Origin of the sequence: Fuerstiella sp., assembly GCA_022447225.1 — a bacterium.
Classification (GTDB): domain Bacteria; phylum Planctomycetota; class Planctomycetia; order Planctomycetales; family Planctomycetaceae; genus S139-18.
The window spans coordinates 39358-62177 of record JAKVAZ010000018.1; the positions used below are offsets into that span (position 1 = coordinate 39358).

General features: G+C 53.2%; 20 protein-coding genes. 9 read left to right on the forward strand and 11 right to left on the reverse strand.

The window, feature by feature from the left end:
• Positions 1 to 12 precede the first annotated feature (12 nt).
• The 3 genes from MK110_18400 to MK110_18410 all read right to left on the reverse strand — a co-directional run bounded on the left by MK110_18400 (position 13) and on the right by MK110_18410 (position 3217).
• Positions 13 to 810: an isoprenyl transferase gene (locus tag MK110_18400; GenBank protein MCH2213276.1), complete on the reverse strand. Its 798-nt coding sequence runs from the start codon at positions 808 to 810 to the stop codon at positions 13 to 15.
• 166 nt (positions 811 to 976) lie between these two features.
• Positions 977 to 2209 (reverse strand): MFS transporter, encoded by a 1233-nt coding sequence (locus tag MK110_18405; GenBank protein MCH2213277.1) that lies wholly within the window; start codon positions 2207 to 2209, stop codon positions 977 to 979.
• A gap of 399 nt (positions 2210 to 2608) precedes the next feature.
• A complete protein-coding gene (locus tag MK110_18410) occupies positions 2609 to 3217 on the reverse strand; it encodes an NTP transferase domain-containing protein (GenBank protein MCH2213278.1) in 609 nt (202 codons plus the stop codon).
• Between the two features lie 142 nt (positions 3218 to 3359).
• On the opposite strand from MK110_18410, the gene MK110_18415 reads away from it, so the two are divergent.
• The 4 genes from MK110_18415 (at position 3360) to MK110_18430 (ending at position 7474) form a co-directional block, all read left to right on the forward strand.
• The gene (locus MK110_18415; protein ID MCH2213279.1) at positions 3360 to 4175 is read left to right on the forward strand and encodes an XdhC family protein; all 816 of its coding nucleotides are present in this window, start codon (positions 3360 to 3362) and stop codon (positions 4173 to 4175) included.
• Positions 4176 to 4681: 506 nt separating this feature from the next.
• Positions 4682 to 5653 carry a HAMP domain-containing histidine kinase gene (locus MK110_18420; protein MCH2213280.1) on the forward strand — a complete coding sequence of 324 codons (972 nt, stop codon included), beginning with the start codon at positions 4682 to 4684 and terminating at the stop codon, positions 5651 to 5653.
• Positions 5654 to 5657: 4 nt separating this feature from the next.
• Positions 5658 to 6395 carry a response regulator transcription factor gene (locus MK110_18425; protein ID MCH2213281.1) on the forward strand — a complete coding sequence of 246 codons (738 nt, stop codon included), beginning with the start codon at positions 5658 to 5660 and terminating at the stop codon, positions 6393 to 6395.
• Positions 6392 to 7474 carry a hypothetical protein gene (locus MK110_18430; protein ID MCH2213282.1) on the forward strand — a complete coding sequence of 361 codons (1083 nt, stop codon included), beginning with the start codon at positions 6392 to 6394 and terminating at the stop codon, positions 7472 to 7474. Before MK110_18425 ends, MK110_18430 begins: the two co-directional genes overlap by 4 nt.
• An 18-nt stretch (positions 7475 to 7492) precedes the next feature.
• Here MK110_18430 and MK110_18435 read toward each other — a convergent pair whose 3' ends face one another.
• Both MK110_18435 and MK110_18440 read right to left on the reverse strand, forming a co-directional pair.
• Positions 7493 to 8353: a lysophospholipase gene (locus tag MK110_18435; protein MCH2213283.1), complete on the reverse strand. Its 861-nt coding sequence runs from the start codon at positions 8351 to 8353 to the stop codon at positions 7493 to 7495.
• Between the two features lie 15 nt (positions 8354 to 8368).
• Positions 8369 to 8908 (reverse strand): O-acetyl-ADP-ribose deacetylase, encoded by a 540-nt coding sequence (locus MK110_18440; protein ID MCH2213284.1) that lies wholly within the window; start codon positions 8906 to 8908, stop codon positions 8369 to 8371.
• Between the two features lie 159 nt (positions 8909 to 9067).
• Between MK110_18440 and MK110_18445 the strand changes: the two genes are divergently transcribed.
• Together MK110_18445 and MK110_18450 are read left to right on the forward strand one after the other, a co-directional pair.
• Positions 9068 to 9673, forward strand: coding sequence for an isochorismatase family protein (locus MK110_18445; GenBank protein MCH2213285.1), 606 nt, complete (start codon positions 9068 to 9070; stop codon positions 9671 to 9673).
• 1356 nt (positions 9674 to 11029) lie between these two features.
• Complete coding sequence (locus tag MK110_18450; GenBank protein MCH2213286.1) at positions 11030 to 12550, forward strand: hypothetical protein; 1521 nt, start codon at positions 11030 to 11032, stop codon at positions 12548 to 12550.
• A gap of 322 nt (positions 12551 to 12872) precedes the next feature.
• On the opposite strand, the gene MK110_18455 is transcribed toward MK110_18450, so the two are convergent.
• From MK110_18455 to MK110_18475, 5 genes are all read right to left on the reverse strand, one after another.
• Complete coding sequence (locus MK110_18455) at positions 12873 to 13886, reverse strand: hypothetical protein (protein ID MCH2213287.1); 1014 nt, start codon at positions 13884 to 13886, stop codon at positions 12873 to 12875.
• Positions 13886 to 15322: a hypothetical protein gene (locus MK110_18460; protein ID MCH2213288.1), complete on the reverse strand. Its 1437-nt coding sequence runs from the start codon at positions 15320 to 15322 to the stop codon at positions 13886 to 13888. Before MK110_18460 ends, MK110_18455 begins: the two co-directional genes overlap by 1 nt.
• Before the next feature lie 11 nt (positions 15323 to 15333).
• Positions 15334 to 15774 (reverse strand): hypothetical protein, encoded by a 441-nt coding sequence (locus MK110_18465; GenBank protein ID MCH2213289.1) that lies wholly within the window; start codon positions 15772 to 15774, stop codon positions 15334 to 15336.
• Positions 15775 to 15853: 79 nt separating this feature from the next.
• Positions 15854 to 16285, reverse strand: a complete 432-nt coding sequence (gene gspG / locus MK110_18470) for a type II secretion system major pseudopilin GspG (protein MCH2213290.1) — start codon at positions 16283 to 16285, stop codon at positions 15854 to 15856.
• Between the two features lie 34 nt (positions 16286 to 16319).
• The gene (locus MK110_18475; GenBank protein ID MCH2213291.1) at positions 16320 to 17516 is read right to left on the reverse strand and encodes a type II secretion system F family protein; all 1197 of its coding nucleotides are present in this window, start codon (positions 17514 to 17516) and stop codon (positions 16320 to 16322) included.
• A 346-nt stretch (positions 17517 to 17862) separates the two neighbouring features.
• Between MK110_18475 and MK110_18480 the strand changes: the two genes are divergently transcribed.
• The 3 genes from MK110_18480 to MK110_18490 are packed head-to-tail and all read left to right on the forward strand — an operon-like array spanning position 17863 to position 20710.
• The gene (locus MK110_18480; GenBank protein MCH2213292.1) at positions 17863 to 18297 is read left to right on the forward strand and encodes a type II secretion system protein; all 435 of its coding nucleotides are present in this window, start codon (positions 17863 to 17865) and stop codon (positions 18295 to 18297) included.
• A complete protein-coding gene (locus tag MK110_18485; GenBank protein ID MCH2213293.1) occupies positions 18297 to 19130 on the forward strand; it encodes a type II secretion system protein GspJ in 834 nt (277 codons plus the stop codon). The genes MK110_18480 and MK110_18485 overlap by 1 nt, the downstream gene beginning before the upstream one ends.
• Positions 19127 to 20710 (forward strand): type II secretion system protein GspK, encoded by a 1584-nt coding sequence (locus tag MK110_18490; protein ID MCH2213294.1) that lies wholly within the window; start codon positions 19127 to 19129, stop codon positions 20708 to 20710. The genes MK110_18485 and MK110_18490 overlap by 4 nt, the downstream gene beginning before the upstream one ends.
• A 125-nt stretch (positions 20711 to 20835) precedes the next feature.
• On the opposite strand, the gene MK110_18495 is transcribed toward MK110_18490, so the two are convergent.
• Positions 20836 to 22407, reverse strand: a complete 1572-nt coding sequence (locus MK110_18495) for a GspE/PulE family protein (GenBank protein ID MCH2213295.1) — start codon at positions 22405 to 22407, stop codon at positions 20836 to 20838.
• Positions 22408 to 22820: the final 413 nt, after the last annotated feature.

The following is a 22820-nucleotide window of genomic DNA, read 5'->3' on the forward strand; positions in this document are numbered from 1 at the left end:
TGTTCCAGTCAGTTACTGTACCGCTGCGGGTGATGCGTTCAGTCCACCAAATCGACGATCACGCCCGGAGAAATCTCTGAGCGCTGCGTGTAAATGTGGATTGCGAAATTCCGGCCAGAGTTTCTCGGTCACCCACAGTTCAGAGTAACTGATCTGCCACAATAGAAAGTTACTGATACGCATTTCGTTTGCCGTCCGAATCACCAGATCCGGATCCGGCATACCGACTGTCATCAAATGTTCCGCAACAGTTTCATTTGAGATCTCATCCGGCTGCAGGAGTCCATCACGAATCCTGACTGCGATCTGTCGCATCGCATGTGTGATCTCGGACCGAGCCCCGTAGTTAAGCGCAAGACAGAGTGTCATTCCCTGATTGTTGGCTGAGTCCCGCGCCGTGATCTCAATCTCTTCCTGAATTTCCGGGTGCAGCTCATCGATATGTCCAATGACCCGAAACTGCAGCCCCTGTTCCTGAATGCGTTGCCGTTCATCAACGACGTATTTTTTCAGCAGCCGCATCAGAAACGACAGTTCACCTGGCGGGCGTTTCCAGTTCTCACTTGAAAAGCAGTACAATGTGAGTTGTTCCAGTCCCAACCGGGAACACTCTTCGACAATCTCCCGCACCGATGCGACGCCCCGGCGGTGTCCCTCTATTCGCGGGAGGCCGCGCTGCTGCGCCCATCTTCCATTACCATCCATGATGACAGCAATGTGTCGGGGAAGCCGGTCTCGTGCCAGACCAAGCTCTTCCAGCTTGTATTCAGTATATGGTTCCTGACGACTCAACGTCCCAATGCTCCACATCAGCCGGCTGATTCCGTGAAATTGCGGAAAATACCAGTCAGGTGTTCTATCGCAATCGGCTTTGTCGAACTACCTCCGAATGCAGCGTAATGTTGGCGAAATCCTGTGACGGACAGGGGGAGACCGTCGGAGAACAGGACCCAACCCGCGAAATCACACGATTTCATCAGACATTCCCGGAACTCAAATCCTCAGCACCTGGTTCACGATCCTTGAATAATGCAAAAAACAGGATCGCCAGCACGACCGACAGAACTGCCGGAATGGCCCAGATCATTTGCCAGTTGTGAGTACCCTTGCCGTCAGCTGCCGGGATCACAAAGTGTTCACCGACGACTCCAGCCAGCCAGGAGCCGACAAACATCCCGATTCCCAGAGTCACGAATGCATGCAGTCCCTGGGCTGCACCCCGGATATCTTCGCTGGCCCGTTTGTCGACATACATTCGCCCCATCACAAATATGAAGTCGTAGCAGACGCCATGAACAGCGATTCCCAGATACATCATCCATTGTGAGTCCCGTGACGTATCGAACCACGCAAACATTCCGAACCGCAGTGCCCATGCCAGCATTCCGACCAGCAAAATTCCCTTGGACCGAAATAGGGGCAGCAAAACGGGCAGGAGCAGCAGGAAAACCACATCAGAAACCTGACCGATCGTCATTTTTGCCGCCGCGTATTCGATGCCAAGTTCTTTCAGGAACACGATCATCCAGGCGAAGTAAAAACTGAGCGGAATGCAGATCAAAAACGAACACACAATGAACGTGGCGAACGACCGCTCCTGCATTAGTTTGAGGGCATCGAATCCAAGCATTGTCCGAAGAGAGACTGTTTGGCCGGCTCCTTTCGGCGGAGTATCCGGCAGGGTAAACGAATACAGTCCCATCAGTACGGCTGCCCCGCATGCCAGATAAAACATTCCGACGTTATTATCATACTTTAAAAAGCTGTTGATCAGACCGGCGACGATCCATCCCACGCTTCCCGCCATCATCACGATTGGAAATTCTTTTCCGGGGTTCACGGCATGATGCAGAGTCAGCGTGTTTGTCAGACCATGGCCCGCCATGTAACTCACGGCGTACAGGATGAGGAGTGGATAGAACGCCTGAAATGTGTGCTGCGTGGCTACCAGATACAGCAACCCCGCTCCAATGATGTGCAGTGTTCCCAGAAGTTTTTGAGTAGCAAAGAATCGATCGGCAATGATCCCGGCAAAAAAAGGAGAAACGATCGCTCCGATCGCCGTGCTGCCATAGGCCAGACCCACCTGGCCTCCTTCGAAGTTTAACGTCTTGTCGAGGTACGCCCCCATCGTGACATACCATGCTCCCCAGACGAAATAGTGCAGGAACACCATGATCCACAGTCGAACAATCATGAATCTGGACATGAGATCCGTACTTTCGCGACGAAAGGGAAAAAGCGAAATTCGGGACATCTTCAACTGCTCTGCCCCGACGATCACACAGTTCCGGATGCATCCGGACACGGCAGTTCCTGCTCTGTGTTAGTAGTTCGTAACGAACATTCAACAGGAATTCCACTCTGTCAATGTTTCAACGCTGCTGAGTCAGGTTCGGTAAACGTCAACTGATGGCCATTTGCAACCGAGGGATCTTCTCAGGCGGCAGGATCATGCCTGGATTGCTTTGAGAGCCGGCCACGGGGATGCAGAATGATCGATGGTGTTCGATACAGATCCCGGCGCTGAGGAATGACAAATGCAAATTCACCTGGCGAACTGGGAACGCAGGTCCTCTGTTCGTACGACAGACATCAAACCAGGAGTTTACACTTCCGGCTCGTCGGTGTGTTCCTGCACGTCGCTTGCCCGATCTCTCGATTGATCTTTTTGCGATTCCAGCATTGATCGGTATTCTTCAGGTGTGTCCATGTCTGGAAAATAATCTTCGGCTGGAAAATCCACGATGTGCTGCGGATTCTGTTCTACCACCTGGTTGACACCCTGATCCTGCGGCAAATCGAAGATCTGAGACGTCACAGACCAGGGAAACAGGGCCGGGTGTCCCCGACGCCTTCCAAATCTCGGTACGGTAATGGCCGTGGCACCAATACCGGCCTCGATGAGTCCGTCAATGACAGCCGAGTTCAGTCCGGGCAGGTCGGCTGGCGCCACAAAGCAGCCGTCTTCGTTAGTTGGTCGCCAGTGGTCGTCAAGAAACTGCAACCCAATCCGGACGGATTCTTTCATATCATTTGGAGCGATAGTCGGCTTAACGGTGTGTACCGGCCACCGAGCGCAGACTGACTGGAGTTCTTCATCGTCACTGCGAACCACGACAACAACATGATCGACCGTACTGTTGGTCCAGGCGTAAAGCAGTTGATCAATCAGTGTCCAGTGTTCCCACGGTAGAAGCAGCTTGGGCCGACCCATGCGACGACTCCTTCCAGCTGCCGGGACAATCGCGTAAAATCGACTCACCGGAAATGCCTTTTTGAAGGTTGCCCAGGCGTGTGTTGTGTGTATGTAATGGTTTTGAAACTCTGTACAGCGATTACAACAAAAAAAGGTCCCCATGACATTCGATGTCGTGCAATATTCCCGGAGACTGAGCCGGCTGCTGGATGCGAATGCGTCATTCGTGATCGTCACCTTGATTGATATTCGCGGGAGCGCACCTCAAATCATCGGTGCAAAAGCGATCATCACAGCACACGGCATTGAGTCTGGCACCGTGGGCGGTGGTCGAATTGAGGCGACTGCTATCCGGCATGCCCAGCAGCTGCTGATCCAGGAAAACGGAACGAACAGCGAATTCGTCACATGGAATCTGCAAACTGATATTGGGATGACCTGTGGCGGCGAAGTCAAACTGTTCTTTGAAGTCTGTGGCAGTGACGGCTGGTCAATTGCGGTATTTGGCGCCGGCCATATTGCTCAGACATTGATCCCCATGCTGGTGCAGCTCAACTGCCGCGTGAATTGTTTCGATTCGCGACCAGACTGGCTTGCAAAGCTTCCCTCGCATCCGAAGCTCGGAACGCATTGTCCGACAGAACTGCACAGTGTTGTCAAAGACCAGCCGGCCAATACGTTCTTCCTGTTGATGACGCAGGGCCATGCATCGGATCTGCCGGTTCTGACCGAAATCCTGCAGACGCGCGACGCCCCTTACGTTGGTGTGATTGGCAGTCCCCAGAAAGCCAGTGTTCTCCGTCGTGAATTGCGGGAACAGGCTATACCGTCAGACAAAATCGATTCGTTCTACTGTCCTGTGGGCGTCCCGTTGGGCAACAACACACCAGCCGAGATTTCCATCAGTGTGATCGCACAACTATTGCAGCGGAGAGACGAGCTCGGGATCCTGAAGCACAAGGTTAAAAAATTTTGATGCAGCACCAACCTCATGACACCTTCTTGTTACCGCCGTCATTTGATGTGTTCCTGCACGGTTTCAGGAATATCAGATGAAACTGCTGTTGCTGAATCACTGTGCACTCATTGATTCGGTGTTGCCAGGGGGGCAAGCGGCGATCCGGTACCGCTTCCTGTGACGTTATCAACTGACGAAAAAAAACCGTCCTGCAGCAGTTCGCGTCTCACCAGGACGGGGACCGCTTGCTGCTCAGATGGTAGTGTCTTTATGTCTGGCTAAATCCCCGGGCCGTGAGCAGAGCATCGATGATCAGAAACCCACCCACTGCGAAACATGGAGATTTGATGAAGAAGCGGGCTGCCGGTTTCTGAGGTCTTATGTCAATTTTTTTTCTGAATTCGCACAGAGTCATTATGAATTACTTCCGATCCGTCATGAACGCGTTGAGATGCTGTTGAAGTCATTTCACTGCTGGTATCATTTTAAGTCACTCTACCTACCTTCAATGTTGAGCGACTACCGTGGCTGATTTTCGTCGCAGACGCCGCCATCTCAAGCTGCCCATCTGGAGCAGCGTGGTATTATCGGCAGTGAATATCACGTTGATGGTTGTGCTGATCGTGTTGCTCGCACGCGAAAGTGCGTGGCCGGCGCTGGTGTTGGGAGCTGTTGCGCTGGCGATCAGTCTGTTTGGGATTTCGTTTTATTCGTTTCTGACGATTAAGGAAATTCAGCTTAATCGCCGACAGTCAAACTTTGTTGACAGTGTGACGCATGAACTCAAGACGCCAATTGCTGCACTGAGGCTGTATCTGGATACGTTGCTGATGAGAGATATGGGGCAGGAGGACCGGCGGGAATTTTATTCGACCATGGAGAGTGAACTGGAACGTCTGGATCAACTAATCAATCAATTGCTGGAAGTGGGGCGTCTGGACGAAATCGGCAGCCGGACCGAACCCGAACATGTTGATCTGCTGCCTTTGCTGCAGGCCGCGGCACAATCATCCTGTAAACATCACAAATGCAATGTGGATGAAGTTTTTGAGTTTGATGTTGCTCCGGTCGCTCTGCACACTCGACGCATGGTGCTGGAAATGATTTTCGGTAACCTCATCGACAATGCTGTGAAGTACGGTGGTGATCCGCCGCGAGTATTGGTTTCTGTACTTCCGCGAGGATGGGATCGTGTGGCCGTTCGAGTGCAGGACAATGGGCCGGGAATTCCCGAAACTCAGCGGCGACAGGTCTTTCAGTTGTTCTTTCGCGGCAGCGATGAACTGCAGCGAACTCGTAAAGGGACCGGCCTGGGACTGTACATCGTCAAGACACTGGTCGGAATTCTCAAGGGGCGCGTCAGTGTGGTTAACTCGACAGCCGAAGAAGGTTGTGTGTTTGAAGTAATTCTTCCCGGGCGCTTGGCGGCTCGTTCTGTTGATCAGGCCGAAGAGACTTCTCAGAAACCGGTTGCGTCAGAAACAGCAGGAGTCTGAACGGATGCGAATCCTTGTTGTCGAAGACGAACCGGCTATTGCGCACGGGCTCAGGTTTAACTTTGAGCAGGAGGGATATCTGGTTGATGTCGCCGGTGACGGTCCTGCTGCGCTGAATACACTGGATTCAGCAGATCCGGAGATCGATCTGGTCGTCCTGGATCTGATGCTGCCTGAAATGAGCGGTTACGAAGCCTGTCGAATTCTTCGACGTTCGAATCCTGATATTCCGGTCCTCGCACTGACCGCCCGTACTCTGCCGGAAGACAAGGCACAGGCTTTCGACTGCGGGGTGGATCAGTACATGACGAAACCGTTTGCTCTGCCGGAATTGTTGAGCAGAGTACGTAATCTGCTGGAACGACGTCGCAGAAATCTGGTCAACGCCAAACGAATCCGTCCGGCAGATGACCTTGAAGAATTTGGAGACGTCAGTGTCGACTTTGGTCGCTTCGAACTTGTGAAAGGCAGTCGGAAGAGTTCTCTGACAACTCGTGAGCAGGAGTTACTGCGTTACTTTCTGGACCATGACGGTATGGTCCTGTCCCGGTCCCGGCTGCAGTCGGATGTCTGGAGAGATTCAGCCGATATCACGACGCGTTCAATTGACAATTTCGTGATGCGGTTGCGACGCATGATTGAACTGGATCCTGCAAATCCCCGGCATCTGACATCCATCCGCGGGACGGGTTACCGGTTTCTGCGTGATCCGCAGCCCAACAAAGCGACGGGCCAGCCATGACGACGGCTCTGGGGCTGGATATCGGTGGTGCCAATCTTAAGGCAGCAGACCCGGACGGACGGGTTCGAGTAGCCGCGTTTGCCATGTGGCAACAGTATGATCAACTGACTGACCAACTGCGATCGCTTTCGTGGATGGAATGTCCTGAACTGGTGGGTGTCACGATGACAGCCGAACTGGCTGACTGTTTTGAGACCAAAGCGGACGGTGTTTCCTGGGTGATTGGCAGTGTGCAAAAGGCGTTTCCACATTCGGAAATTCGGATTTGGCTGACATCCGGAGAGTTTGCTGAACCGAAAGATGCTGTCGAATTACCGGAACTGGTAGCGGCTGCCAACTGGCATGCTTTGGCGACCTGGGTCGGACGATCCGTCCCGACTGGTCCGGCGATTCTCATTGATATCGGGTCTACGACAACTGACATCATTCCTTTGCTGGATGGCTTTCCGGTACCCTCGGGGCTGACTGATTTGGAACGCCTGCTGCATGCGGAACTCGTCTATACCGGAGTTCGGCGTACGCCATTGTGCGCGGTCAGTCGATCGGTGATGCTGAATGGAATGAGAATCCCGCTGGCTGCGGAATTGTTTGCAACCATGCAGGATGTCTACCTCGTGCTGGGTTCCCTTGTTGAGAATCCGGAAAACACCAATACCGCGGACGGCCGACCGGCAACCGTTGCCGCGGCCCGCAGACGCATTGCCGGAATGCTGTGCTGTGATGTGCAGGAGCTGACTGAAAAATCAACTGATGATATTGCACGACAGCTGGCTCGTGTGCAACAGGACGAACTCGTTCGGGCTGTCCTGATGGTCAGAGAAACACAGAACATGCAGATGACGAACGCACATCGCGATGATGTCGAAGTTCAACCGCACGTGATTCTCAGTGGCAGCGGCCTGTTTTTGGCAGCACAGGTGGCTGCAGAGTGCGGGCTGACGGCCACAGTGAATCTTAGTGAATTTGGTTCATGCGCCGTTGCCGAAGCTGCCTGTGCGTTTGCTGCTGCCCGACTGGTGGTTGAGCGATGTCGTGATGATCTGCTATCTGCCGTGCCATTTCATGACACGGGCATATGACCGCATCCTGTGAACACACTAAATTTTGTGTTGTGTGGACGATTCCAGCCAGTCGATCAGATTGCCGACAAACTGCCCGCGGTTTGGTTCAAACTCCAGGGTATGCTGAGCTGTTGGGTATCGAATTGTTGTCTGGTGGTGTGATCCGAACTGTGCCACGAGCCGGCATGTTGCATGGTTGTCGATAATCTGATCACGGCCGGCGAGCATCAGCAGTGTGGGATGAACAATACGTTCGCAGTTTTGCCGGGTGATGCGATCCAGGTCGCGACCGGAATTCAGAAATCCGCTGGTGACCCGATGCAGTGCCAGCGGGTCTTCTGTGATGAATTCCTGATGTTTGGGTGCAGCAGTAAAGAGCTTTGGGTCGGTCAGCGGAATGTCAATGCCCCGGAAACGGACATCGAACCGTCGGGCGAGTTTGAGTTTAACGTTTTGTATTTGCGTCGGTTGCAGCAGCGGAATCAGGCCCGGATACAGAAGGATCAGATTGTCGATTTCCTGTGGCCGGACTGCAGCCAGTGCTGCCGCAATCTTTCCTCCCCAGCTGATACCCATCAGAGTCAGCGGCACCATGGAGTCTTCGTGTTCCTGGCGACTCAGTCGAATCAGTTGCAGCACGTCATTAATCAGTCTCAGACCGTGGTCAGCGTGACCTCGATGAAATCCGTTGAGTCCCGAGCCGCGACGATCGGCAAAGTAGACATCATAGCCGGCGGTTGCCAGTTGTTCGGAAGACCAGGTGAACCAGCCGGAATGACTTTGAATGCCGTGCAGTGCCACGACCACACCGCGGCATTTCTTCCCGGCATTCCAGTGTCGAAAATGCACGCGACGGCCATCCGATGCAGTGAGTTGGCGGATGGTGGGTCCTGGCATGTTAACGGCTGCATTTCAGGTGAGCTGGATTTCCAGTGATCTGGCGAAGGCCCCGAAGGCCCCTTCACCAAACAGAACAAACCGTACGTCATCGGGCTGTTTGTGCCACTTCAAAAAATCGATGACGGACTTCAGGCTAACATTTGCAGCCAGATCCAGCGGATATCCATAGACTCCGGTACTGATTGCAGGAAATGCAACAGATTTACAGGCCAGATCCACAGCCAGCTGCAAAGATTTCCGGTAGCAGGATGCCAGGGCAGTCGATTCTCCGTTTTGTCCGCCTCGCCAGACCGGTCCGACTGTGTGTATCAGATGCATGGCCGGCAGCAGCCCTGCAACAGACGCGACGGCATTTCCGGTGGAGCATCCGTCCGGATAACGCGCACCGGTATCCAGCATGATTTCCGGTCCACCTGCCCGGTGAATTGCCCCGTCGACGCCCCCTCCACCTGCCAGCAGAGCATTGGCAGCATTGACCACCGCATCAACCTGTTGCAGCGTAATATCACCCTGCACCAGTTGCAGGCGGCATTTTCCAATCCGGACCAGCATTGGGTCATTTTCCTTCGCGCAGTTTTTCGGGAGATCAGGCGTGCACTGATTCTTATTCAACCAGGATGTGATTCAAGCCCTGAAGTTCTACAATTGCAGTTTCACGACTGTTCACCGGCTTCAACACTTTCCTTGCAACACGTTATTTATTTACAAGTTATGACTGATTCGGCCCTCCTTCGCAGCCCTGAACTTTTATGCCGTCATCGCAGTCGTCTGCTGGTCGTTGACGTTCAGGAGAAACTGATTCCTGCGATTCACCGTGGTATTGATCTCGTTCGCCGCATCCGGTTTGTTCTGGAAGTGGCTCAGCTGTTTCAAATTCCGGTCGTCGTTTCAGAACAGTATCCGCACGGACTTGGACACACGGTATCCGAACTTGCCGGCCATCCGGCCATCGGCTTCACATTCGACAAGGAGCGATTCAGCGCTGCAGAAGGCTTTTGTAAACACACAGGTATGAGTGCAGAGATGGCACCCGATGCCCATGACGGCCGCAGTCAGGTGGTCCTGATCGGGATGGAATCTCACGTGTGTATACTTCAGACCGGGCTCGATCTGCTGGCCCGCGGTTATCGAGTGTACGTGGCGGAAGACGCCGTTGGCAGTGGGAGCCGGCATGATCATGAGATCGGCGTCCAACGATTACGGGACGCCGGAGCCACCATTTGTACGGTGGAAAGTGTGGCTTTTGAATGGTGCGACACAGCACAGACTGACCAGTTTAGGGCGATGAGCAGACTGGTTCGGAGTCTTCGGGACTGAGGCGATAATTAGCGTATGACCGGTTTGACGTTACGGTGCCGGGACACGGAAGTCTGATTTTTATTGCTGATCATTGAATTTAGCTGACGAGGGAACATGCACCCCGGTCACTCATCGTACCGACATTCATCATGGCGGTCGCCCCGGAAAGCCGCACTGGTCCCGGGAACGGGCCAACTTGATGAGCATCTAAAAGGATGGTCAATCTCTTCTGAGAGACGTCCGGTCAATTAGATCTTCTTCGTCCGGAAGAGAGACATTGACCCGTCAACAGCACCTGATATTAGACATTATCTGTCAATGATTAAGGTTCCCGTTTCATTCACGCCCAAAACAAATAATTGTTATTTTCGGAATGTCTGTGGTCAGCTATCGCTTCAGCTCTATAAACAATCCGAGCCTTATTAAGAACACATTCATAAATTTTAAAACAAACAATCACTATGGGTGTCTTCCGGCGATTCCCCAAAAGATCCGGAGTTGATTTGTAAATGACGGGTGGATGCCCTGTCGGAGTTAGTGTTATTCGCGATCTTCACAACAGCCGGCATCGGCATAGATTCGACCTGGAGAACACGAACAGAAGATTTGGCAACTCGCCAGTCAACAGGTGCCCATAAACAAGGTCACTCTAATGCTGGTGTTTAAATAAAAACCGGGACTGCTGCGGAAGACGTGTTTTTTCTCCATGCAATAACCGTTCATGCCTTCAGGTTAGTTGCAGGCCCTTTTTAATTTTGCACAAACGGGACATTAACCAATTCACTGGTGACTGAATGCATAGAACATCGTTCATCAGGTATTTCGCAGACAGCATTTATTAGTACAGCGTTTATCGAGAAGGCTGTTTTGCTAAACGGCATTCAATAGAACTTAGGTTTGTTACACCGAGGGTATACAGATAACCATTGATAACCCTGATTATCGTATTCCCTGAGGTGATCCGCGGCTCGCCTGGATGGTCAAGTCCGCCGGCGAATTCAATACGGGCACTGGAGTGCCGCACTAGCTGCAAAGGTCGATGAATTAGAGCCGGGTTGTTTTCCTGTGTCCTCATTCCACGCGTAGTCGCGAGGAAATGCGGCGGAAATCATTCGTTCGAGTATCAAACTGGAACCCTGTGACCGTCCACCATTATCCGGTGTTGTTTACGGTCGAGTTGATACCGGCTCCAGGCAGTTGGTCTGAAAAATTGCGCGTTCATTGCGCGCCGTCCGGCCGTGTTGAAGTTAGTTCTGAGTATGGCTCCTGCGAACTGAACAGGAAGTGTGGGTTGACAGATCAATTTGCAAGACCGCCTCTGTTTTTTTGATGTGTTTCGAGCGCAGTGTGTTTTTCAGAAAAAGGGGGACTGACGTGGGTAAGATTAGAAACAGATCTGTGGCTGCCGTGATTGCCATGACTGGAATCTGGATGGCGACCCCACTGATGGCTCGGGATGTGGTGGTTGAGGATCCCAATTCATGTTTCTCAGATCACGAGGCTGCGATCAAGTTGGGCAAAGCTTTGTTTTGGGATGTGCAGCTGGGGAGTGGTAACGGAGCGCAACATGCTTGTGCCAGTTGCCACTATTCTGCCGGAGCAGACTCCAATCCGGAGCGTGTTGCGGTGAGTGAGATTTCGGATACGCCCGGCATCAACGATGCTAACGTTGTGGGGTCTCGAGGCGTTCAGCTCGCTGACTTCCGGGCAATCCGGGTTAATAATGGTGTCGCACACGCTGTGGAGGCATTTGAAGTGGTGGAACAGTCCACTCCTGGGGAATTGTCGCCTGGGTTCAACATCACGGGGCGTCAGGCACCGGCCGCAGTTAACTCGGACTCGATTCACCTGTTCTGGGACGGACGGGCCAACAACGTCTTCAACGGCTGCAATCCCTCGGGGAAACCCGCGACTGAACACGTCTTATGCACCCCGCAGGGTGTACGCGCGGTGGTCGTATTTGACGCAGCACAGGCATCGCAGGCAGTTGGTCCCCCCAACAATGAAGTGGAAATGGCTGCCCGTGGACGCCAGTACCCGGATTTGGGATACAAAATGATGCGTGTTCAGCCACTTGCCATGCAGAGAGGTGACCTCGCAGACGAGTTAGCTCAGTCAGGTGAAACCTACTACGACATGATTAACGATGTGTTTGGGGAAGGCCCCCTAAAACCTTTTCTTAGTGATGAGCTCTCAGGGCAGTATGCACGTGTCAGCATTGACGGGGCATCACCACAGTTGATCGAAACCACCTGCACGGAAAACAATTTCAGTTTGTTCTTTGGTATGGCCATTTATGCCTATGAGCAATCGCTGGTATCTGAAACACCACGGCCCACCAGAGCCCAAAAGCGATCATTTAAACGTCTGCGTTGCGACAAATGTCATTATGAGGACGGGACAAGTCATGCCACACTCGGTGATCTTGGTCGACGTCCATGGGTTGTTACAGGTGTGAGTTCTCTGGATGAAGACCCAGGTATTGTTGAGGGGAACCTCAGTCCGGAGTCACCAGTTCCCAACGACGAAGGCGATCCTGGGGTGGGATATTTCAAGTCGGTGCATATCCTGAATCTTCCGTTGACCGGTCCCTATTTTCACGACGGACGGACAGCGACGATTGCCGGTACGATCGATTTCTACATCCGTGGAGGAAATCACGATCTTGACAAGCTGGACAGTCAAATTCGTGAATTGAAACTTCGAGGAAATGATCGACAAAATGTCATTGATATGATGTTTCGGTTAACAGACCCAAGAATTGAGGCCGGAATCGGACCGTTTACTCATCCCAGTCTGCCCTTGTACGTTGATGACAGTCAGCCTGGAGTGCCGACCGTCATGCTTGAAGCTTCCGATGTCGGTAACGGCGGCCTGTCTTATATTATTCCTTGAATGGTGTGCGTTGTTCAGGTCACAGGCCGGGTTTTCCGGTCTAAACGGCGGCCACGGACTGTACCTGTGATTCGACGCCGGCGATTGGATTGACCATCAGATCTGCCGATCTGTGGTCTGTTACCGATGATTCAGACAGCGCGGAGGCGTTCTGAACCATCTGATCAGTATGCCTGGACCTGAAAACTTCGGCCTGTTTCGAATGTAGAAACGGCTGAATATGTCTGACGTAAACAGAGACAATCCGGACGAACTCTGCTACGAGCTGTGTGTCAAACGCGGTTTTTAATAGGCGCCAGGCAGGGCTCTGGCCGACAACCGTTTATGATGACCGGGAGTGCGTCACTGCATCCGGCTCATGCACAACATCCCCAATGGCAATGGTTAGCTGTTTATTGTCCAGCCGGATCTGTGCTTCATCTGAGTGTATTTCAATCACTGTCAGTACACTTGAACCCAGATGCAGCGAGCCGTTTGCTTCGAGAATCGAATCCTGTCCACTGGATGAATTTATGAACCACGCCTGACGGATCCCATTGTTGAGCACGGAACCAGCGAACAGCCAGGATTCGGGAGGCTGAGGCGTTGGTTCTTCGTGTGTCGGTTCAACGTCCGCTGGTACTTCGTGTGTTGGTTCAATGTTTGGTATTGGTTCGGTATCTTTGGGTTCATTGCGTGAGACTGTGGTGACAGCAGCTTGAGCATCCCGAACTTGTCTTTGAAAAAAATCCTGCTGCGAGAACGCCAGTTGCAGGGAATTACCATCCGTAACCGGCAGTGCATCCGGTAAACGTGCTGTATTCTCAGATCCGTTTGCGGCGAAAACTTCCAGCGTCATGGTCAAAGTACGAGTCCCGGACGTTGAATTTCCGTGTGATGCGATATTCAGATGAGTGACCCGGTGCAGGAGCCTGGTTGTCTGAATACTGTCCAGCAAGGCACCAATGCGGGACAGGGTGGCGGATCCGGAAACGGAGAACGGGATGCGATGTCCCGCCTGTTCGACCGGTATCGCCGGTCCAGGGGTCACCATCGCATCGTTGATCTGACATGATTTCAAACAGCGTATCAGCCAGTGCTGATAAACGACGGATGCTGTATCCGGATCGCTCGGCAGACTTTGGTTCTGGAACTCTTCCAGCTGCGCAGCAACCTGGTACACAGTTTCCCGTTCTCGCTGCAGACGCCGGTCTTCAGCGGTTGCAGTGCGCAGCTTTTGCTGTAATGCGGTGATTGGATGGAATACATATTGTCCGACGGTCTGCCAGGCGATCATTCCTGCCAGGGCAATCCCAAAGATTCGGAACAGGCGTTTTTCCCGTTTTGTGTTCAACATCAGGATTCTCCCGGCTTAGAGTACGACTGATGATGTGGCAGCGTGGTTTCAACCTGAAACTGAGATCGAAACTGTGCGTCGCGGGTTGCCGGTTCAATTCCGTGTAGCTTTAACTGGTACCGGTCGTTCAGCAGACGATGATTGAACTGCATGACGTCAGCCGTTTCTTTGGCAACCCCGTCGAGTCGCAGGACGGCCGCTTCCCGGCCTGCGATGTTTTCCAGCCGTAAACGGGTGAGGTAAATACGTTCCTGGTCAGGTAGATGACTGTGCAGTCGCAGCAATTCCCGAGAAACATCACTCTGTTCAAACTGCCACCGGCTGAGTGCATTCCATTGTGCGAGGAGAGATTCTGCATGCTGAAGTATTTGTCTGTTGCGGTCGATACGGGTGGTCACAGAGTGCAGATCTGCCTGCAGTGACTGATGCCACAGTAATAATAGGGTCGCGGCCAGCAGTAAGACAGCGGTGACAGGAACGACCCGGCGTATCAGTTGCCGTCGTCGTGTCCGATGTGGACTGACCGGCAGTTTAGGGTGCAACAGATCGATTGTTTGTTCTGCTGATCGGCCATCGAGACAGACGGCATGGATCAATCCCGCATCATCCTCGGCACCATCTTCCAGGGGGCATCTGCTGACACGGGGATCGTTTATCTGCCGGACCAGTGCCTGGGTGTGTCTGCCGAGTACATAGACCCTGCCGACGTTGGACATTGTCAGATCGCCCGGCAGTGAGTCCTGCAGCCGTCGGCAAAGGCTGTCCATCTGTTGGGCCGCCTGCCTGATGTCGGCAGGCATCCGCATAGTCACCGTCGTCACGGGCCGCTGCCTGTGAATAAAAACAGCTTCCATTTCCATCTCACCGGCCAGAAGCATTATGAACGAATCGCAATGACTCTTCTTAATCAGTTGTCCCAGACACAGTTCAGCCAGACAACACGTGTCAGCGTTGATTCCTGCAGCTTCCAGTGACGCAACAATTCCCTGAGTGATATTACGAGGGCAGGCCACGAGCGTGGCAAACGATGCCTGACCTGATTCTGTTCTGTGCAGCAGATAGTCATAAGACAACTCACGATTAAGAGTATGCTCACGTTCCTCGATATGCAGGGCGACTGCCTGCGGTATGTCGGAGTTCGGTATTTCGGCTACATTGACAGTGCGAACGATTGTTGTCTGTCGGGGCAATGCAATGACCGCCGGACCGGGTGTCATCTGTACCTGATCCATTTTACGGCGGATGGCCATTCCCATGACTTGTGGATCGGACGGGCAGTATTCCTCCTGATGGTTCAGCGTGACAGACCGAACAACACGCGGGACACCGGCATGAAATCGGACTTCGGACAATATTATCTGTGTTCGCAGCCACTGCACGACCAGTCCGGGACGAGACGCTCCGTGCAGTGGAAGCAGATCACTGAGATTTTTCATCCGACTGAAATTCATTCTGCCTCTTCCAACGTCACCATGCCTGTTAATCGGTCAAGTCGCAGCACTGCAGTGCTTCCCTGGTGATCCTGGATGATGATTCGAGCTGCCGACGTGGTGCCGCCTGGATAGAACAAAAGATGTTCCAGCGGTCGCCCCTGAAAGTCTTCCGCCTGAACGGAACGGATATCGGATTCAAAGTCGGACTTCAGTGGAACTCTGTCAGTGGCTGGTGAGCCGACAGTCGCTGAGAACCCGGGTCGGGACTCAGTCGGCAGGCTGACCATCCATGTCACTCCCGAACGAATTGCATCAATACGGGCTCCCAGACACTGATGTCTGATCGCTGTCTCTGCCCGTTGCAGTGGCATGCGGGCCTGCCATCCGAAAAGTGCAGGCAGTGTTACTGACGTCAGAACCAAAATGAGACTCAGCGTCAGCATTATTTCCAGCAATGTAAATCCCGAGCACGTTTCATCGGTGCGGAACTTTTGACAATGACAATCTGTCGATCTGGGAATGGACCTCATCTGATCACCTGATGTCCCAGTTGGTGATGTCGTCATCACTTCCCGGAATGCCGTCGGGACCAGCCGAAGAAATGTCGAATGTGTCTTTAAGGTGAACTCCGGGACTTCGGTAATCGAAATCGTTTCCCCAGGCATCCTGCGGAGTTCGTTCCAGATACGGCCCCCGCCATTTGGAATCACTGTTGCTCGGACGACTTACCAGTACCTGCAGGGAGTCGGCAGTGGTTGGGTAACGCCCGTGATGATCCAGAGAATACAGTCGAAGGGCCTGAGTGATACCTTCGATACTGCCGTAGGTGGTATCGATACTGGCGAGTTGCTGACGGCCCAGCAGCCGAGGCACAACCATGGCCATGATGATGCCCATGATTCCCAGTACCAGCAACACCTCCATGAGTGTGAAGCCGTGACGGCGACTGTTCGGATGGTGTTTCATACCAGCAAACCTTTTTATCAGTATCCGCAATCGTTTATACCAGGCCGTTGCTTTCGAAGACAGGCATCAACAGTGCAACCACAAGAAATCCTACGATGATGGCCATCACCAGCATCAGGGCCGGTTCCAGCATCCTCACAAAAAGATCAAGACGCTGCTGAGCCCGCACATCCAGTTTTTCAGAGACACGCAGCAGTACAGATTCCAGACGATTGGACTGCTCAGCCACCTGCATCATCTGCAGAATATCGCCGGTGAACTGACCACAGGAAGCCAGCGGGGTGGTTAATGAGTCACCGGATGCCACACTTTCTGCGGCCGCATTAATGGACTCACTTAGTTCCCTGTTGGCAGCCGCCTTTGCGGCAATGTCCAGAGACCGCAGCATGGGGACTCCGTTCTGCAGAAGTGAACCCAGGATTCGGCAGAAACGGGCGATGGCGAAGTCACGTATGATTGGTCCAATCAGCCAGGTTCGCAGCAGTGCACGATCCATCAGACGACGGGAGGTCGACCCTGTCAGCATTTTCCAGGAAAGCATAACTCCCAGACCACAGGCAGCGGCGAGCCACAGGCCCCATACCTTGAGAAAACCACTGAGTGCCAGCAAAATCAACGTGGACATCGGCATTGCATCCGCCTTTCGCAGGTTTTCGAACAGCGGATCAAATTTGGGCACAAAGAAGGTCAGCATTCCCACCACAACAATCGTTCCTACGATGACCAGCAGCAGCGGGTAGGCCAGTGCCCCCAGAATGCGACTTTTGGTGGCTTCATTACGTTCACGGACCATCGCGATGCGTCTCAGGGCATCCGGCAGAAACGCGCCTTCTTCGCCGGCCCGAATGACGCTGGTATCCAGCGGCCCAAAAATTCCGGTCTGCTGTTCCATTGCATCTGCCAGACCGGCACCATCCGACACGCGATCTGCAACATGATTGAGGCTGTGCCGAAATGTTTCACTGTCCGATTGTTCTTCTAAAACCTGTAGAGCATTCAGCAGGGGTACTCCGGTTTCCAGCTGATCGGCCAGCATGGAGTAGGCTGAGGCAAGCACGGAAGATCGGACTCTGCCGTGTCGAACATTCGTGTGAGAGTGCTGTTGCAGCAGAACAGGCGTTAACTGCTGTTCCATGAGCACACGCAGTGCATCCCCTCGGGAGGGGGCACTCACGATGCCGGATACTCGCCGTAACTCTGCATCCGAAGCTGTGTATTCGAACTCAGCCATTGAAACTTGTGCTCTCACAGGTACTTTTACTGTATCGCTGGTCTGCTGCACGTCTGAATTTTATACCGGATGTCAGCGATGTGCCTGCTTCGAACGGAATTGTATTTGTCCGCGACAGATTGGTTGCGGCGGGTGCAGCGAGACTGATGATTCCTTATGCATACGGTCTCATTTTGTGGACTGTCGTCTCCTGGTGTGAATCGGATGTTTGTGCCATTGAATCTATGGTCCCGAATGATTGATGTCTGGAAACAAGATTCGTTGATAATTGGTTCGATTCAGGCAAAAACGTAATTTTCGTACAACTTGTGACGTATGGTAGACGGTTCCGGAGGTCACTCGTTCCGTGAAGTCCATTGTTACATCCCCGGCAAGTCGACATCGCCGCGGAGTCACTCTGCTGGAGATTCTTCTTGCCAGTGTGATTCTGGCTGTTGCGCTCAGTGCTTTGACGCAACGCAGTTTTGTGGCGGCACAGGCTGCTCGTCGAATTGAACTGGAAACTGAAGCTGCTGTTCGCTGCAGTTCCCGACTGAACGAATTGATGTTGGAACCGGGGGAGCTGGCAGACCGAACATTCGGCGTTGCCGGTGATCATTCCGGCTGGCACTGGGAAGCGACCGTCGAACCAACGTCATTCCCGCGTACCAGACGTCTGCAGGTGCGAGTCTGGCAGGAAGGTCCACTGCAGCGTCTGACGCAGTTCCGGATCAGCCGCCTGTTGGTGGAATCTCCTGAATCTTCAGTAGACCAGTCGGTTACGGAAGGATGGACGTTCTAATGCAGGTCCGCCGCCCAACTGGTTTGTGTACCGGTGTTCGACACGGTTTCACTCTGCTGGAAACTCTGCTGGCGACGGCACTGTGTTCGATGTTGCTGATCGCGGCTTACTCCTCTATCCGGCTTTACTGGAACTATCGAGTTCGCAGTCAGGATCAGATTGCCGGTTCTGCCAGGCTGCTTGCTCTGATCGATGACATCAGTACGGACCTGAGAGCGGCGTGCCCTGCTCCTCCAGATCCTCCGGTCCAGGCTGATTTCAGTGATGCGGACACATCAGCTGATTTACGGCCGGAACAGATCAACAATCAGACCGATCTGCCGGAAGTATTGATTCTGCCCGGGGCAGTGGCCCGGTATGAACCTGTTCATGTGGCAGGGGGAAAGGACTGGTTGAGTGTGCTGGCTGGCCAAGGATCTCCGCGATTTCCTGATGCGGAAACCTCGATGGAGTTGTGTTACATCGTGTGGTGTCTGAATCAGGGGCAATCAGTCAGTTTGCCCGTAAACATACAGTCAGTAACGGACCTGTCACTCAGTCTTTCCGGTCTCGATCACGGTCTGGTGCGACTGAAATTTCCCGTTACACCGGGCCTTCAGCGGGATTTGATTACCCCTGAGGTAACTGGTTCCGTTATTGATCAGATGTCTTCGATACATTTTGAGTATTTCGACGGCAGTCAGTGGCTGAATCTGTGGGGAAAAGATCAGTCGTACCGCTGTCCTGATGCCGTGCGGATGACGTGTCAGTTTGAAGATCAAACGGAGGTGGAACGAACAGTCACGATCCGGCTGCCCCAGTCATTCTCAGAAGTCCGAGGAGACTGGCAATGAAACGACGGGACTTTGCCCGGTCACCGATCAACAGTCACCCACGCCGTGGGGTGGTGCTTGTTCTCGTACTGGTGATTGTGACCCTGTTGAGTTATTCCGTTTACTCGTTCACAGAACGTACGCTGCTGGAATACACGGCCGTGCATTCTTCACACGATCACATACAGCGACGGGAACTTGCTGCGTCTGCAGTCGAACTGAGCAAAGTCGCGATTCACGATCCTCAAACAACAGGACTCCACAGCGGGCCGGTGAGGCTGCCGAAATTTTCTGAGCGTGGGTGCAGTGCCGCTGTGATTCGCCGTTTTCCGGAACGTGGAAAACCCGCACTGTTTGGTTTGCAGGATGAATCCGCCCGATTGAATGTCAATGCACTGCCGCTGGAGTCGTCTGACCGTGATCATTCCCGGGACCGGTTGCTGGTATTACCTGGAATGACCGTGAAAATTGCCGATGCCATACTCGACTGGATGGATTCCGATGATGAACCATCTGAATTTGGAGCTGAATCCAGTTGGTATACGTCTCAAAATCCTCCCTACCGACCCCGACAATCGCGATTTGAGCATCTACGGGAACTGTTGCTGGTTCGCGGTATCACCTCAGACCTTTTGTTTGGCGAAGATCAGAACGCAAACGGTCTGCTGGACCCGAACGAAGATGACGGATCCGTCACCATGCCGCCCGACGATGAGAACGGCATTTTGAATCGGGGATGGAGTGAATTTCTGACCCTGGTCAGTCGCGAAGGTGTGCTGGACGCAGACGGGATAGTTAAGATCAATCTGAACCAGCAGGATCTGGCTGAGCTTTATGACGAACTGTTGCCGCTTTTGGGACCGGAGATGGCTCGTTACATTGTTGCCATGAGAATGGTTGAGGCCAAATGGCCGGATGACCCTTCCCCGGATAAGGTTCCCGGTCAGCCCGAACGACAACAGGAAAAAGCAAAGCTGAATCTTCAGAATCAGCCTGAATTCGGATCCGATGACACAGATCTCAACGAGGTCCGCGGCGGTATTGTGCTCAGTTCCCGCCCGCCCCAGCGGATCAGGTCACTTGTTCATCTGTTTGGCGGGCAACTCCGCATCACCATTGATGAAGAAGATCAGATTCTCAAATCGCCATGGAGTTCCGATCCCGGTGTTCTGTCGCGTCAGCTTCCTGTTGTGGACCAATTGCTGACGACCACGGAGATGACAGCCATCGAAGGTCGTATCAACGTGAACCAGGCTTCGGAAACGGTTCTGAACAGTATTCCTCCCTTAACGCCTGCGGCCGCCCGGGCGATTTGGCGACAGCAGCCGGCACCGGAGGAAACGCCGGCAGAATACGATTCGGTGGCCTGGTTGGTCACACGTGGCATTCTTGCCCCGTCCGATTTAAGGCAGATAGCAGAGTATGTCACCGTTAAAGGTGACGTTCAGGGCGGGATTGCTCTGGGATGGTACAGCGATGCTGAAGCGGTTGCTGCAGTACAGTTTGTGCTGGATTGTTCAGGGTTTCGCCATCGGTTGTTGCTGCATCGTGATTTGCAGGTGATTTCTCGCAACCGGTGCGGCGTTAACCATCATCGATGAAACGATGTTCAGGACAGGCCAGGGCGCTGTGTATTGTTGAAAACGGACGGCGACCGGTATGCCGCGGAACCGGACCGGTTGGTCATTGCGGTAACGCCTACTAACCGGCCCTCTGATATCGTCCTTCACTCCGGATCCGGACAGACGCGGACAAGCTCTGAAAGCGTACTATTGCCGGCAACCACCTGTTGCCATCCCATCTGCCTCAGCGAAAGCATACCGTCACTGAGCGCCTGGCGACGCAGCTCCGCAGTGGACGTGTTTTGGTTGCAAAGAGTTCGAATTCGGTTGTTCATCACCAATAACTCAAATACGGCCAGTCGTCCGTTATAACCGGTCTGATGACATTCACGACATCCTTTAGCTTCATAAATCACCTGATCCGAATTCAGGACAAGATCCGTCGGCAGGTTTGGTTGAGACGATGTGATCTGTTGTTTGCAGCTGCGGCATAAGCGACGAATCAGCCTTTGAGCCAGAACAGCTTCAACGGTGCTGGCAACCAGATAGGGTTCTACCCCCATATCAATCAGTCGGGTAAAAGCGGAGGCGGCGTCGTTTGTATGCAGTGTACTGAGTACCAGGTGACCGGTGAGTGATGCCTGAATGGCACTGCACGCTGTCTCCTCATCACGCACTTCTCCGATCAGTACAACATCAGGGTCATGACGCAGAATGCTGCGGAGTCCCTCAGAAAAATTAAGCCCCACCTGATCGTGAACCTGAATCTGACTGACCCCGCGCAGATTGTATTCGACCGGGTCTTCCACAGTAATAATCTTTCTTTCCGGAGATCGTATTTCACACAGGGAGCTGTAAAGCGTGGTTGTTTTGCCGCTGCCGGTTGGACCCGTCACCAGAACCAGGCCGTTTGTCTTGCGAATGATGTGGTTCCACTGTTGTCTCAGATCGTCGGGAAAGTTGACAAAATCAAGGTCCAGCTGTGCCTGAGAGTTATCCAGCAGTCGCAGAACAACTCCTTCCCCGTGCAGCATGGGGATTACCGATGCACGCACATCGATTTCCCGACCACTCACAGCCAGCTTGATTCGACCGTCCTGCGGACGCCGTTTCTCGGCAATGTTCAGTCGGGACATGATTTTCAGGCGACTAACAATCGCCGCCCGAAACCGGTGGATCTGCTGCGGGACCGGCTGGAGACGCAGAATTCCGTCCACACGAAAACGTACATCCAGTCCATCTTCCTCCGGTTCGATGTGAACGTCACTGGCGCGCAGCTCTACCGCTTCGACCAGCAGTTCATTCACCAGTTTGACGACCGAAGAAGCCTGTGAAACATCGTCGATTTCATCTTCGGCGGCCGCCTGTAGAGCCTCCGCTTCATCCACGGACATGGCCACCAGTTCTTGTACGGTACCTCCCCCGACGCCCAGACACTTTTTCAGCCAACGTTCAATCTGGGCTTTATCTGCGACAACGGGATCCAGCAGCAGTCCTGAACAGACGGACAGTTCGTCCAGGAGGTCAAGATTCAGCGGATCTGAAACCGCCACTGCGATTCGATCCTCGTCAGAACGCAGAGGCAGGACGTTTGTTCTAAACAAATCCTGACTGGGAAACCGTTTAATCAGCTCATGGTTGGGACGGAACGTTTCCAGATCCTCGTACGGCATTCCGTACTGTTCGGCCAGTTCCTGAGGTGTTGCCGGCACCGTTTCGTTTGGATGATCATTCATACTAACCCCGATCAGTGTTCATCGTTCGGTGCCCTGACAGGGCACCGAACCTCTCCATACAGTACAGTGCGACTCGCTACCAATAGTTCACAGGACGGGATTTGCAGCAGAATCATTCCATCGCAGTTTCAGGATTAAGACCCGTACGACCATTCTTTACGATTTGGTTAGCCGTCACCACACTTACCTTGTTAGAACGCCAGGAGTTTCTGCAGGGAAGAAACTCTCCATTAATCGCACCGATCCTGCCGCGTTGTGCCGTCACGTTCCAGGTGCATAGCCGGATGCGGAACGAAAGTGACTCTTCTGCGACCGGGTTCAACGGTTGCATGTAAAACAGCGAACACGGCAGTCGGCCAGTGCCGTTGTCCGGTAGCATCAATTGTTACGCAGCAGTCACAGAGTGACGGTTA